Raw genomic sequence first — 14257 nt, 5'->3', positions numbered from 1 at the left:
GGCCCGAGCCTGGCTGGAGCACGAGCGCGATCCCGGCATGCTGTACCGGGGCATACGCCTGGCCCGCGTCCAGGAAATGTTCCCCGACCACGAACGGCACCCTGCCCTCACCGCGACAGAACGTGACTTTCTCATTGCCGCGTTCGAAGCCCGCGACACCGAACGCAAGGCGGCCGCCCGTTCCGTCCGCCGCGCCCGAAGCCTGACCATGACCCTCGCGGTGGTGCTGGTGCTGGTGCTGGCACTGAGCACCGGTCTCGTCGCCGTCCAGCAGGGCCGCGACAGCAAGCGCCGGAGCACCGAGGAAGTGGCCCGTCGTGTCGCCGGTGTCGCGAACACCCTGCGCACGACCGATCCGCGGACGGCGCAGTTGCTGGGTGTCGCCGCGTGGCAGGTGGCCCGGCTGCCGGAGACCCGGCGTGCCCTGCTGGGCTCCCTGGTCCAGTCGGAGCAGGACACCTTCGTGGACCCGGCGCCAGGTGGTGACACCGCGCGCTATCAGGTCGCCTCCGGTCGCAGGTTGCTCAGCGTCGAGGGCCGCGTATGGCGGACCTGGGACGTGGCCCGCCACCGGCGGATCGCGTCGGGGCGGCTGCCGGAGGACGGCATCGTCCAGGGGGCGAGTGCGGACGGCAGGCTGCTGGCGGTCTCCGGGAGGAAGGGCGTACGGCTGTGGGACACAGCGGCCGGAAAGTGGCGCGCCGACCGTGTGCCGACGTCATCCTTCGTGACCTTCTCCGGCCGTGCCTACATCGTCAGCGACACAGACGACTACCGGGTGCAGGTGCGTTCGGCGACCGACGGAAGGCGGCTCCTTGACGTACAGGCGGAGAGCGAGGCGCTGGTGGCACCCGGCCCGGACGGCAGACGGGTCGCGGTCTGCCCGCTCGGGGGCGCTCCGCGGGTACGGGACCTCGCCACCGGCCGGACGGTGCCCGGGGCCTGGCAACGGGACGGCGACGTCTGCGACGGGGAACGTTCGATGCTGGTGCTCGGCGACGGACATCGGTTCGCCGCGGTGACCGATAACGACGTCCGTGTCTGGGACGTCCGGTCGGGGAACGAGCTGGCCGATCTCCAGGACCCCGGGGTGCGGTACGCCTCCTTCAGCCGGGACGGCCGGTTTCTCGCGACCACCGACGCCGAGGAGCTCAGGGTGTGGCGGGTGGGTACCGCGGCACCGGTGTTCCGATACCCCCTGCACAACGAGCATGTGTACGGCAGACCGGCCTGGGACCCCGGGCACCCGCTGCTGCGCTACCTCGAAGGCGGCACCGTGCACACCGTGGACCTGACCACCGCCGTCACGCCGGCCTGGCAGGACGTCCCCGTGGACGCGGCGCAGCTCGCGCCGGACGGTCGTACCCTCGCCACCGCCCGGCGCGTCGGTGACCGCTACCGCGTCGAGTTGCGCGACACCCGTGATGGAAGGCTGCTGCGGACGCTGCCGTCTCCACCCGCGCCGACCTCTTCGAACCCAGCCCAGCCGGTGATCGCGGAAGACACGTTTCCTCTGCTGGCATTCGACCCCAGCGGCAGAACGCTCGTCTACGGCGTCTCTGCGCCCGCGGGAAGGGTGTCATCGCAGCGCCTCACGGTCTGGGACGTGGCGAAGGGCCGTCGCCGTACAACTGTGGATCTGGCCGCCCGCCCGTCGGCCGGGGCGGTGAGCACCCTTGCCGTCGGCCGGGACGCCCGAACGCTCTACATCTCCCGTACGACGGGCGACGGGGAGCCGAGCAACGAGATGTGGGACGTCTCAGGCCATCGCAGAACCAGGGTCTTCGGATCCTCGCTGGGCAGCCACCTCGCCGTACGCCCTGACGGTCGGCTGCTGGTCGGCGACACCCGTTTCGCGGAGGTTCCCACCGGCCAAGCCACCGAACGCGGGCTCGTCCAGGGAGACCAGATCGGGGCCGTCACCTTCGCCTCGGACGGCTCGCTCCTTGCGGCCGGGGACAAGGCGGGACGGGTGGCGCTGTGGGACGGGAACCTGCGTGAGCAGGCCGGGACGTTGTGGAACGTCTTCCCCGGTCCGGCCGTCCGGACATCCGGCGCTCTTCTCGACGACGGTGCGGAAGCCGTCAGCACCCTCGCTGTCAGCCCCGACGGAAGCACCTTGGCGGTGGGCGGAGACCAGGGATCCCTCCAGCTGTGGGACATCGCCACGCAGCAGCCTCTGGGCGGGCTCCTGACGACACCCGGTGAGGCGATCGACAGTGTGGCGTTCAGCGCGGACAGCGGCACGCTGTACGCCACGAGCGCCCACGTACCACTGCAGCGGTACATCCTCGATCCGCCACGTGCGGTCGCGTCGGTGTGCGAACGCACAGGAGGCGAAGACCTGTCGTGGGAACAGTGGCGGACGTACCTGGCGGACATGCCCTACCGCAGGATCTGCGGCAGGCGACGGGCCTGACGACGGTGCAATGGGGCGGTGAGCTGAGTTCCGTCCACCCTCTGCAGCGCGATGGGTCGTCCATCGCATCGACTGCGTGCTGCGACGACCGGAAGCGGCGTGGCCGTTTCACCGCGGGTCCGGCCGCCCGTTCCCGGCCCTCTCGTCGAACTGCACGCCTGCGGGGTCTGTCCCGGGCCGCGATCCGCGTCCGGGCGACCAGCAGCCTCATCAGAACAGTGGTGAGCAGTGCGGCCGCACCCATGGCAAGACACCGAGTCCTGGCTCGTCGAATCCTGCCGCGGACGCCATCGGCCGGCTCCCCCGAGCAGGCCGTGGCGACCACCACCGCCCACCGGTCATCGCGGTCCGGTCATCTCACGCACGAAGTCGACCGCGGAAGCGAAGACTGGTTCCAGGTCCTCCAACCCCACCCAGAGATGGTCGGCCCCTTCGACCGTGTCGAAACGAACGTCTACTCCCGCGTCGGTGAGGGCCGCGACAAGGGCAGCGCTCTGCTCGAACGGCACCGCCTTGTCGGCGGTCCCGTGGGCGACGAGAAACGGCGGGGCTCCCGGGCGGACATGAGTGATCGGACTCGCCTCACGGGCCCGCGCCGGCACGGCTGACGCAGGAGCTCCCAGCAGCCGCGCCTCGCGGGTGTCCTCGGGGTCGGACGAGAGCGATGCGACGGCGCCGGCGACCACCACCGGGGAGCGCAGGTCTGTGGGGCCGTACCAGTCAACGAGCCCCCGCACACGGCAGCCGTCCCGCAACACGAGAAGCATGGCGAGATGGGCACCCGCTGACTCACCCCACAGGACGGTCCGGTCCGCGTCGTAGCCGAACCGCTCGGCATGTTCGGCCAACCACTCCATGGCGGCCGACAGGTCCTCCAGTTGCGCCGGAAAGCGTGCCTCTCCGCTGAGCCGGTAGTCGACCGAGGCCACAGCGAATCCCTCGGCCGCGAGCCGCTCGAACGGGCCGGGAACCCACTCGAGGAGCGTGGGCGTGAACACCTTGCGGTCTCCCCGCACCCAGCCACCGCCGTGCACGAACACCACCAGCGGAACCGGCCCGGCATCGACCGGAGGCAGGTAGAGGTCGAGCCGCAGCGGCCGGAACCCCAGCGTCTCCGCGTACACCAAGCCGTCCAGCAGGCGCACGCCGCCGGCGACCGGTGCGGGTTGGTTCATCTGACTGTTCACCGCGCGCTCCTCAGGCACCGATCATGTTGAAGCCGCCGTCGGCGTTCAGGTAGACGCCGGTCATGTGGGCCGCGTCGTCCGTGGCCAGGAAGAGCGCGGTTCCGGCCAGTGCGGCCGGGCCCGGGATGTTCCGCAGCGGAGTCTGGGAGATCAGCTGCTCCCGGCGGCCGCCCTGCCAGTCCTTGCGGGTCAGCGTCGCCTCCGTCTCGATGAAGCCGGGGGCGAAGGTGTTGACCCGCACGGTCGGGGCGAAGGCTTGCGCGTACGACTTGGTGATGCCGAGGATGCCGTACTTCGCGGCGGCGTACTGCGGCGCCCGCGCACTGCCCCGCACGATGACGGTGGAGCCGATGTTGACGATCGACCCGTGTCCCTGTTCCAGCATCCGGCCACCGAACTCGTGCACACACAGCATGGTGCCCTTGATGTCCACGGCGAGGACGTGGTCGATGGACTCCTCGGTCACGTCGCGCCAGGACATCTGCTCGCGTGCGACGTCGCCGACATTGTTGATGAGCACGTCGAGGCCGCTGAAGCGGGAGAACACCTCGTCCGCCATCCGCTGGATGTCAGCGTGGCTGGTGATGTCGGCCTGCGTGGTGAACGCTTCCCCGCCCAGGTCCTTGATCCGTGCCACCGTCCGGTCGGCCCCTGCGGCGGAGCTGCGGTAGTGGACGGCCACCCTGGCCCCCTCCTGCGCGGCGCGTACGGCGATCTCGGCGCCGAACCCGGTGCCGGCGCCGGTGACGAGCACGGTACGGCCCTCGAAGCGGTGGGGGACGAAGGCGGCGGTGGGCTGATCTGTCATGGGTTCCCTCTTTCCTGTGATTTCACTGAACGAAAGTTACTTTCATCATGACGCGTCAAATGTAGCGCAGAGAGCCTCGCCGTCCATGCCCCGAAACCTTGACAACGCTCTCCAGTGAGACAAATACTCACCAGAACCCGACGTCGTGAAAGTGCGTTTCGCGAAATGAAAGTATGCGGTCGGGGCAGACTTGGAGCGTGACGATGAGCCGCACTGTCTTCACCGGTGGCCTGGTCTTCGACGGCACAGGCACGCAACCCTTCCCCGGCGAGGTAGTAGTCGAGGACAAACGAGTCACGCACGTGGCGCATGGCTGGACGGAAGCCCCGCGACACCACGAAGAGCGACGGGTCGACTGCACAGGCAGCACCGTGATGCCCGGACTCATCGAAGCCCACTCGCACCTCACGTTCCCATCCGCGGTCGGTCACCTCGAACCCCGTTTCAACCCACCCCTCGATGTCTCGTTCTTCCACGGTGGCTGTATGCCCGACGACCACCTCACGCTGGCCGAACGCAATGCCGGCATCCTGCTGGACGCCGGATTCACAACCGCCTACTCGGCGGGCTCGCTCACTCCGGGCACCGTGGAGGTCCGTCTGCGCGACCGCATCCGGTCCGGAGCCATCCCCGGCCCCCGCCTGCGCGCGGCCAGCTTCGAGCGGGACAGCGCCCCCTTGAGGCCCGACGGCACCCCGACGTCGACCGGCGCGGAGGCCGTGCGGGAATTCGTCGCCGAGCAGGCAGCCCTCGGCTACGACAACGTCAAGTTCCTGCTCAGCAACGACGACGTGTTCACCCCCGGCGGCTCGCAGCAGACGCAGTACACCGCCGCGGAGGCACAGGCCGCCGCGGAGCAGGCCCGCGAGTCGGGGGTCTGGCTCAACTGTCACGCGCAGTCGGCCGAGGCGGTCAAGCTCGCCGTCCGCAACGGCTTCCGCGCCGTGTACCACTGCACCTATGCCGACGAGGAAGCTCTCGACCTGCTGGAGGCCCGCAAGGACGACGACCTGTTCGTCGCTCCGGCCGTCGGCATCGTCTACGCCAACGTCCATGAGGGCGAGGAGTTCGGCATCACCCGCGAGGTCGCCGAGCGTATGGGCCAGCCCCAGTGCCTGGAGACGATGGCGGAGCTCTACCCGGAGATGCGCCGCCGCGGTATTCCCGTACTCCCCGGCGGCGACTACGGTTTCCCGAACAATCCGATCGGCCGCAACGCCCGCGACCTCGACCTGTTCGTCCGTGTCTTCGGCTACGCGCCCACCGAGGCCCTCTCCGCCGCCACCATGCTCGGGGGCAGGCTCATGGGCATGGGCGATGAACTCGGCCTCCTCGCTCCCGGATATCTCGCGGACCTGCTGGTAGTCCGCGGCAACCCCGCAGAGGACGTCACCCTTCTCCAAGATCGCGCCAACCTGCTCGCCATCGTCCAGGAGGGCCGCTTCCACAAAGCAGACGCCGCACTCGGACTCACCGAAGTCGGCGCGGCCACCAACTGACTCCAGGAGTGGCAGTCCGAGCCGCATGGCCGACCGGCGTGCAATGGATCTTCCGTTCCTCCCCGTACGTGAGAAACACGCACGTGGAAGGCCGGTCGTCGCCGGACCGAGGAGCACCCGGAAGCCCGGGAACAGAGCGTCCCCGGGCTTCCTGCCCACCATCGACCGGTGCCGGCACCGTAGCCGCACCGGCGTGGGAACGCTCTGCACATACGTCAGGGGGCGTCCCCACCAACCGTCAGCGATAGAACCTGAACACGGGCTGAGCAGCGCACGCCGGCTTGGCACCGCCGCGGACCTCCAGGACGACATCAGCCGTGATCTGCACCGCACCGCCGGCCACTTCCTCCACATCGGTCACAGTGCCGGTCAGACGAATCTCGGCTCCCGCAGGCACCGGCGCGGGAAACCGCACCTTGTTGAGCCCGTAGTTGACACTCGTGGTGGCATCGGTGACCTCGAACACCTGGCTCCACAGCGGAATGAGCAACGACAGCGTGAGAAAGCCGTGTGCCACCGCCGCTCCGAACGGGCCGTCCTTGGCGCGCTCGGGGTCGACATGGATCCACTGGTGGTCGTCGGTCGCGTCCGCGAACCGACCGATCCGGTCCTGCTCGATGCGGAACCAGTCGCTGGTACCGAGCGACTCCCCCTTCATGGCGGGCAGTTCGTCGAACGTGATGGTCTTGGCGCTCACTTTGTTCCTTCCTCGGCCAGTCCGAGTGCCTTCACGGCGTTTCCCTTGAGGATCTTGGGTCGGACGTGGTCCTTGATGTCGAGCTTGGCGAAGTCGGCCAGCCAGCGGTCCGGCGTGATGATCGGGTAGTCCGAGCCGAAGAGCACCTTGTCCTGGAGCAGGGTGTTGGCGTACCTCACGAGTTGGGGCGGGAAGTACTTCGGCGACCAGCCGGAGAGGTCGATGTACACCTTCGGCTTGTGAGTGGCCACGGACAGGGCCTCGTCCTGCCAGGGGAAGGACGGGTGCGCCATGATGATCGTCAGATCCGGGAAGTCGACGGCGACATCGTCGAGCAGCATCGGGTTCGACAGACTCAGCCGGATGCCCCCGCCGCCAGGGAGCCCGGCGCCGATGCCGGTCTGGCCGGTGTGGAACAGGGCGGGGACACCGAGTTCCTGGGCCACCTCCAGCAGGGGGTAGACACTGTGGTCGTTCGGTGCGAAGCCCTGAAGGGAGGGATGGAACTTGATGCCGCGTATCCCCCTGTTCTCGATCAGCTTCCGGAAGGTCCTGGCTCCGGCCCGCCCCTTGGCCGGGTCGATGCTCGCGAACGGGATCAGGATGTCGGCGTGCTCGGCGGCGACGTCGGCGATCTCCTCGTTGGACAGCGCGGTGTGCCCGAGTCCCGACTCGACGTCGACGGTGAACACGACGGCCGCCGTCCGCCGTTCGCGGTAGTAGCCCGCGATCTCCGCCAGGGTCGGTGACTCGTAGTCGGCGCCGAAGTACTGGGAGGACGCCTCGATGAACCGGTCCGGCAGGGACACATGGCCATGACTGTCGATCTCGACATGGACATGGACGTCGATGGCGTCCAGCGCGGCGATGTCCAGGGCACTCATGACTGCTCCTTCACTGCCGGTGGTTCCGGAAGGCGCTCGCCCACGGTCTGCTCGTGCTCGGCGAAGGCCGTCGGCCAGGCCTCGGCGATCTCGTCGGCGCTCCAGCCGTCCTCGGCGTACGCGGACACGACCTGGGTCGGGTGGCTCCACAGGCTCAGCCGGTCCCCGCCGATGCCGATCGCCTGGCCGGTGACGCCCGCGGAGGCGTCGGAGGCGAGGTAGACGACCAGGCCCGCGACGTCCTGCGGCGAACCGAAGGCGAGCGCCCGCCGGGCGAACGACGGCATCGGCCGCCCTTCCCGCAGCGCGTCGACGTACGGCTTGAGAGCCGGAACGGTGTCGGTCATGGCCGTGGCCGCGACCGGGATCAGCGCGTTCACCGTCACGTTCGCGCGCTGGAGTTCGAGCGCCCAGGTCCTGACGAAACCGACGATCCCGGCCTTGGCCGCCGAGTAGTTGGTCTGTCCGAAGTTGCCCCGCTGGCCCGCGGGCGAGCCCACCGCGATGATCCGTCCGCCCTCGCCCTGTTCACGGAACCGGATCGCGGCGGCCCTCGCGCAGGTGAACGTGCCCTTCAGATGGACGTCGATCACGGTGTCGAAGTCGCCGTCGGTCATCTTCCAGAGCACCTTGTCCCGCAGCACCCCGGCATTGGTCACCATGACGTCCAGTCGGCCGAACTCCGACACCGCTCGCGCGACCAACGCGTCGGCGGCCGACGCGGGCCCGACGGCCCCGACCTCGGCGACCGCGCGTCCACCGGCCTCGACGATCTCCTTCACCGCCGCTTCGGCGGCCGTGGGGTCCACGTCGTTGACCACGACCGCGGCGCCCGCGGCGGCCAGTTCCCTGGCGTAGGCCAGGCCCAGGCCTCCGCCGCTGCCCGTGACGACGGCGACCTTCCCGTTCAGATCCATGCGTGCGTGTCCTTCCTCGTCTCTTGTCCGATGTGTGTCTGCGGTCAGCCCGTCGGCGGCTCGCCGGCCCATGCCGCGCGCAGCAGTCGCGTCAGCCCGTCCGCGGTGACCTCGACAGGGTTGGCGTACGGGTTCGCGAGCACCTCGTCGACGATCCGTGCGATGTCCGTCTCCGCCATCCCCAACTCCCGCAGGGAGCGCGGCGCGCCGAGTTCACCCGCCAGGTCCCAGAGGCGGCGCGCGGGATCGGGGGCCGCGCCCAGTGCGCGGGAGAGCGCGGCCACGGCGTGCCGCGCCCCCGACTGGTTGTAGGCCAGCGCATGGGGCAGCACCACGGTGTGGGTCGGGGCGTGCGGCAGGTTCAGGGTTCCGCCGAGGCTGTGGCAGAGCTTGTGGTGCAGGGACATGGTGGTGGCACCGAGGCACGCTCCGCACAGCCATGCCCCGTACTGCGCGCGGCCCCTGGCCTCGATGTCGTCGGGGGTCCGTACGAGATCCGGCAGCGCGCCGGCGAGCGCGCGGACGCCCTCCTCCGCCATCAGCGAGACGATCGGGGTGGCGTCCGGTGCGTAGAGGGCCTCGACGGCGTGCGCGACGGCGTTCATACCGCTGGTCACCGACATACCGACGGGAAGGGTGAGGGTGAGCTCGGGGTCGTACAGCACGCTCACCGGCAGCACCCGCGGATCCCTGCCGGTGCGCTTGCGCCCACCCTCCGTCAGCCCCCAGACCGGTGTCATCTCCGAACCGGCGTACGTCGTCGGCACGGCGACGACCGGCAGGCCGTGCGCCAGCGCGACCGCCTTGCCGAGCCCGATCGCCGAGCCTCCGCCGACCGCCACACAGCAGTCGGCACCGAGTTCCCCGGCCCGGTCCCGGGCCCGGTCGGCCACCTCCATCGGGACGTGCATACGGGCTTCGGCCAGCACTCCGGCCGCGCGCTCGCCGAGCGTGGCCGCGACCGCCCGCCCGGTCTCCTCCTGCTCGGGGCTGCACAGCACGAGCGCCCGCTCGAACCCGAGGTGCGCGATCTCGTTCGGCAGCGACTTCACGACGCCGGCGCCGAAGACGACCCGCATGGGCAGGGACTGATGGGTGAACGCCGACGGATTCACGACCGCGTCCTCCTGCTCGCGTCGTCCTGCTCGCCGGTGACGTCGACCGGACGCAGTACGACATCGAAGTGGACGGTCCGGAAGGGGTTGGGCAGGCCGAACTCCGCCGCTCGCGCGGGGTCGTCGACCGTCGGGAACTCGCGTACGAGGCTGTCCTTGACGCCGAACACCGCGTCCGAGTCGATGTAGGGCGTGCCCTCGACGAACAGATGGGTGACCAGGGGCCGGAAGCCGTCCGCCCGCACGTCGAAATGCACATGCGCCGGCCGGTACGGGTGGCGGCCGGTCGCCGCGAGGAGTGCGCCCACGGGACCGTCGTCGGGGATGGGGTAGTAGAGCGGAACGATCGACCGGAACCAGAAACGCCCCTCGTCGTCCGGGGTGAACAGGCCTCGCAGATTGCGCTCCGGCTGGATGTCCGGCTGCTGGACGTCGTAGAAGCCGTCGGCGTTGGCCTGCCACACGTCCACGACGGCACCGGTCACGGGAGTGCCGTCGACCGAGGTGACCCGCCCGGTGACCAGGCACGGCTCGCCCTTGCCGTCCAGGGCGATGTCCGCGCCGAGTTCACGCGGCGGCGAGTCCACCATGTGAAAGGGGCCCTCCACGGTGGACTCCGTGGCCCCGCTCGCCCTGTTGGTGATGGTCTCCACCAGCATGGACAGGCCCAGGACGTCGGAGAGCAGGACGAACTCCTGCCGTACCGGCGTACAGGTGGCTCCGACATCGGTGAGGAAGCGGACGGCGGTCGCCCATTCGTCCACCGTGAGCTCGACGTCCTTGGCGAACGCGTGCAGGTGATGGACCAGTGAGGTCAGCAGTTCACGCAACCGCGGGTCGGGGGTGTTCGCGAAGCTGGAGGCCACGACCTCGGCCGATCGTTCCTCGGTGAAGCGCTCGAAGTGGGAGGCGGGCGCGGTGGCTGGTGTGGGGGCAGCGGTGGTGTCCATGGTCATCCGTTCGTGTGCCTGTGCTGTGGGACGCAGCGGTCGAGGGACCACGTCGGGCCGTACCGGGAGACCGCGTCCCGTCGAGCCGAAGTTCGGGGAGCAGGTCTCTCAAGGGCCGGTCCGACGGTCATCGTCGACTCCATCGCTCAGAGTGCGGTCGTCAGCAGCGCACTCGTGGCTACACAGCACTGCGAATGTGAATCCACATTTCCATTTTCTGGCCCAAAGGTCAAGCGAACCGACGGTGAACGCTCCTCACGCCATAGGCTGGCGACCGTGACCAACGACCCTTCCCCCATGCCACCCGCCCATCAGCAGCGCAGCCGCCTGACCCAGACACGCATCTTCACCGAGGGCACCCGACTGCTCCAGGAAGGCGGGCCGGAGGCCCTGACCGTGGCGGCGGTCGCCAAGGCGGCAGGGGTGTCGGTGGGCAGCGTCTACCGGCGATTCGGCGACAAGGACCGGCTGCTGGCGGCCATTCAGGCAGGCTTCACCGAGGACTTCCGCGCCGAGTTCCGCCGACGCGTGACCGACACCGAGCTCTCACCGGCGACCCCGCCGGGCGAGGTGATCGCCTCCGCGGTGGCGGCGGTGGCGGAGAGCTTCCACGCCCACGCCCCGCTGATGCGGGTGTTCATGCTGATGGGGACCCAGAACCGTGCGGTGTTCGAGGAGGGCTCGCGGGCCAGCGTCGCCGGTGGCCGCTTCTTCCGCGACACGGTGCTGCTGGCCGCGCCGGCGCTGCGGCACCACTCCGACATCGAGGCGGCGATCGACTTCGCACACCGGCTGACCTACGCCACCTGTGCCCACCGGGTCATCCAGGGCGAGAACCTGGAGTCGGCCCGCCCCCTCCCCTGGCCAGATTTGATCGAGGAACTGACCAGAGCCGTCAGCGCCTTCCTGCTGTGCCGCGCGGATCGGTAGCCGCCGACCCCGGAAGGCGCGAACACGAGCTCCGGCAATCCTTGCGAGCGGCCTTGACTGCGACGCCACCGAAGTGTGAACCTTGACTTACATTTCGTCGGGTCCGACGTGTGGAACGTCCCCTGACTGACTTCTCTGACCTCCCCCAGCCACTTCTCCGGCGTCCGCCGTGCGGGCGCGAGGAGTGGATTCAGGTGCACGAAGGAGTGCCTCCATGGACGAGATCTTCGATGTCGCTGTCATCGGCTACGGGCCCACGGGGCTGGTCGCCGCTTCCCTGCTCGGCCAGGCCGGCCATCGGGTCGTGGTGTGCGAGCGCTGGCCGAGCCTGTACGGGCTGCCGCGGCTGACCCACATCGACGCCGAGACGGCCCGCGCGGTGCAGGCCGCCAGCGACGTGGACGTGGCGCTGCGCGACTCGACCCCCACCACGTACCTGTGGGTCAACGGCCGTGACGAGCAGCTGCTGAAGCTGGACCCACCGCCGACCACCGCCATGGGGTTCGCGGCGAACATGTCGATGTACCAGCCCGACGTGGAGGATGCGATCGACGAGCGTGTCCGGGCCCAGCCCAACGTAGAGCTGCGACAGGGCTGGGCGGTGACCGGGCTGACCCAGGACGACTCAAGTGTCGAACTGACCCTGGCCCCGTGGTCGACCGCCGACGCCGAGGTCGACGCCGGCGCGCGGGAGCAGCGGGTGCGAGCGCGCTATGTGATCGCCGCCGACGGCAGCAAGAGCAGCGTCCGTGAGCTGCTGGGCATCGAACGCGAGGACTTCGGCTTCAACGAGCGCTGGGTCAACTTCGACACCGAGTGGCTGCGGCCGGCGCCGGACGAGTACAAGGTCAGCAAGCAGTACTGCGATCCCGCGCGCGGACACATGTACATGCACATCGGCAACCACCGGCAGCGCTTCGAGTTCGCCCTGCTGGCCGACGAGACGCAGGAGGAGTTCGAGCGACCGGAGACCGCCTGGCGGCTGCTCCGTGAGGCCCATGGTCTGGGTCCGGAAGACGTGCGCATCATCCGGCAGATCGTCTACACCTTCGAGGCCCGGGTCGCCGAACGGTGGAGTGACGGCCGGGTCTTCCTCGCCGGCGACGCCGTGCACACCATGCCTCCCTACCTCGGCCAGGGCGCCTGCTCCGGCATCCGTGACTCGGTCAACCTGGCGTGGAAGCTCGACCTGGTGCTGCGGGGGCTCGCCGACGCCTCGCTGCTCGACGCCTACGAGACCGAGCGCCGACCGCATGCCACGGCGGTCGTCCAGATGGCGATGGGACTCGGCGCCATCGCCAACATGCACGACCCGGTGAAGGCAGAGGAGCGCGACGCGGTCTTCATGTCCGGTCAGATCCCGCCACCGGTCGGGCTCCCTCCCCTCACCGACGGTCTGCTGCACCGCGGCCCCGACGGCGAGGTCACGCTGCCCACGGGCGCGCTGGTTCCGCAGGGGACGGTCACGGTGCGCGGCGGCACGGGACGGTTCGACGATGTCGTGGGGCGTGGTTTCGCACTGGTCTCCTCGATCGACGTGGACGGTCTCCTGTCACCGGAGCAGCGGCATTTCCTCGACACGATCGGCTGCCACGTCGTCCACCTCGACCACAACGTGATCGACGAGGACGGTCTGCACGCGTCCTACCTCAAAGGCATCGGGGCCGTCGCCTACCTCGCCCGCCCCGACTTCGCCCTGTTCGGTGCCGTGGCCGACGCCGCCGAGATCGGTGCCCTGGTCGACGAACTCCGTACCGCCCTGGTGGGGTCCATCGTCTCGTCCGCCTCGTCCGGGGTCACCGTATGACGACCGCGCCCGAAGCGGCCATGGACCCGGCGACCGCCGCGGCGCACAGGGCGATGCCGTACACCCGGCTGACCGACTGTGGGATGAGTCCCGCCGACGCCCGGACCCTGCTGGAGGAGACGGCGGGCGGGCGCCCGTGGATCGATGTGGCGCGCGATCTCTCGACCCGTCGTGAGAAGGCTGCCGACGACGCGCTGGCGGCGGGGCACCGGCTCACCGCCCTCCAGCACACCCGGTGGGCGATCGGCGCCGCGCTCTTCGCCCAGATGGGCGAGAACGAGGACACCCCGCTCAAGCGGGATCTCTATCTCAGGTACGACCAACTCGTCGCCCGGTACGCCGAGTTGAGCGGTCCGACGATGGAGCGGGTCGAGGTGTCCCACCAGGGCGGCCACCTCGTCGGCTGGCTCCGTCTGCCGGCCGACGGAACGGCGGCGGCGACCGTCGTCATCTGGGGTGGGCTCAGCGGCTGGGGCGCGGCGTACCTGAACACCGCCGACGCCCTCGCCGCCCGCGGCCTGGCGTGCCTTCTCGCCGAAGGCCCCGGCCAGGGAGTCCCGAGGCTGGTCGACGGTCTTCACCTCGACGAACACGCCGTCGACGGATTCGCCCGCTTCCTCGACGTGGTCCACGCCGATACGCGACTCGGTGAGGCCGTCGGCGTGCACGGCAACAGCTTCGGCGGGGTGTACGCCGCCCATCTGGCGGCCCGGGACCAGAGGGTCGGGGCCTGCGTGGTCAACGGTGCCCCCGCCACACCGCGACTGCCCAAGTTCCGTACGGCCCGCGCCCAGTTCGCCAGCGCCATCGGGACCGACAGCGAGGACGAGATGACGGCCGTCCTGGACAGCTTGCTCTTCGACCCGGCACGCCACCGGATCGCCTGCCCCGTCCTGGTCCTGCACGGCGGTCAGGACGCGATGGTCTCCGATCCCTCGGTCCAGGAGCCGTTCGTCCGGGCCGCGGGCGTCCACGGGGAGCTTCGCACCTGGCCCGACGGCGAGCACACGCTCTACAACCTCGCCGCCGAACGCGACGCGGTGG

General features: G+C 69.8%; 12 protein-coding genes. 5 read left to right on the top strand and 7 right to left on the bottom strand.

The features are described from left to right. Positions 1-37 precede the first annotated feature (37 nt). Complete coding sequence (locus ACFU95_RS45860; protein WP_383842119.1) at positions 38-2419, top strand: WD40 repeat domain-containing protein; 2382 nt, start codon at positions 38-40, stop codon at positions 2417-2419. Between the two features lie 338 nt (positions 2420-2757). Here ACFU95_RS45860 and ACFU95_RS45855 read toward each other — a convergent pair whose 3' ends face one another. Together ACFU95_RS45855 and ACFU95_RS45850 are read right to left on the bottom strand one after the other, a co-directional pair. Next, positions 2758-3606, bottom strand: coding sequence for an alpha/beta hydrolase fold domain-containing protein (locus tag ACFU95_RS45855; RefSeq protein ID WP_383842063.1), 849 nt, complete (start codon positions 3604-3606; stop codon positions 2758-2760). Positions 3607-3616: 10 nt separating this feature from the next. Beyond that, on the bottom strand, positions 3617-4414 hold the full coding sequence (locus tag ACFU95_RS45850; RefSeq protein ID WP_383842060.1) for an SDR family NAD(P)-dependent oxidoreductase: 798 nt from the start codon (positions 4412-4414) through the stop codon (positions 3617-3619). A gap of 203 nt (positions 4415-4617) precedes the next feature. Between ACFU95_RS45850 and ACFU95_RS45845 the strand changes: the two genes are divergently transcribed. Beyond that, the gene (locus tag ACFU95_RS45845; RefSeq protein ID WP_383842058.1) at positions 4618-5913 is read left to right on the top strand and encodes an amidohydrolase family protein; all 1296 of its coding nucleotides are present in this window, start codon (positions 4618-4620) and stop codon (positions 5911-5913) included. 238 nt (positions 5914-6151) lie between these two features. Here ACFU95_RS45845 and ACFU95_RS45840 read toward each other — a convergent pair whose 3' ends face one another. The 5 genes from ACFU95_RS45840 to ACFU95_RS45820 are packed head-to-tail and all read right to left on the bottom strand — an operon-like array spanning position 6152 to position 10476. Then, positions 6152-6610, bottom strand: coding sequence for a MaoC family dehydratase (locus ACFU95_RS45840; protein ID WP_383842055.1), 459 nt, complete (start codon positions 6608-6610; stop codon positions 6152-6154). Next, a complete protein-coding gene (locus ACFU95_RS45835; protein WP_383842116.1) occupies positions 6607-7485 on the bottom strand; it encodes an amidohydrolase family protein in 879 nt (292 codons plus the stop codon). Before ACFU95_RS45835 ends, ACFU95_RS45840 begins: the two co-directional genes overlap by 4 nt. A gap of 5 nt (positions 7486-7490) precedes the next feature. After that, positions 7491-8411 carry an SDR family NAD(P)-dependent oxidoreductase gene (locus ACFU95_RS45830; RefSeq protein ID WP_152173038.1) on the bottom strand — a complete coding sequence of 307 codons (921 nt, stop codon included), beginning with the start codon at positions 8409-8411 and terminating at the stop codon, positions 7491-7493. 44 nt (positions 8412-8455) lie between these two features. Continuing rightward, positions 8456-9490 carry a maleylacetate reductase gene (locus ACFU95_RS45825; protein WP_383842113.1) on the bottom strand — a complete coding sequence of 345 codons (1035 nt, stop codon included), beginning with the start codon at positions 9488-9490 and terminating at the stop codon, positions 8456-8458. A 32-nt stretch (positions 9491-9522) separates the two neighbouring features. Beyond that, entirely contained in the window at positions 9523-10476 is a 954-nt protein-coding gene (locus tag ACFU95_RS45820; RefSeq protein WP_383842051.1) for an intradiol ring-cleavage dioxygenase, read from the bottom strand. Between the two features lie 276 nt (positions 10477-10752). Between ACFU95_RS45820 and ACFU95_RS45815 the strand changes: the two genes are divergently transcribed. From ACFU95_RS45815 to ACFU95_RS45805, 3 genes are all read left to right on the top strand, one after another. Continuing rightward, complete coding sequence (locus ACFU95_RS45815) at positions 10753-11406, top strand: TetR family transcriptional regulator (protein WP_152173036.1); 654 nt, start codon at positions 10753-10755, stop codon at positions 11404-11406. 214 nt (positions 11407-11620) lie between these two features. After that, complete coding sequence (locus ACFU95_RS45810; protein WP_383842047.1) at positions 11621-13213, top strand: bifunctional 3-(3-hydroxy-phenyl)propionate/3-hydroxycinnamic acid hydroxylase; 1593 nt, start codon at positions 11621-11623, stop codon at positions 13211-13213. Further along, positions 13210-14257 (top strand): alpha/beta hydrolase family protein (locus ACFU95_RS45805; protein ID WP_383842044.1); only part of this gene is annotated, 1048 nt, incomplete at its 3' end. The genes ACFU95_RS45810 and ACFU95_RS45805, both read left to right, overlap by 4 nt.

It is taken from the genome of Streptomyces sp. NPDC057623 (assembly GCF_042800355.1).
GTDB lineage: Bacteria > Actinomycetota > Actinomycetes > Streptomycetales > Streptomycetaceae > Streptomyces.
Note: the sequence above shows the minus strand (reverse complement) of the source record. Positions and strands in the feature narration are given on the sequence as shown.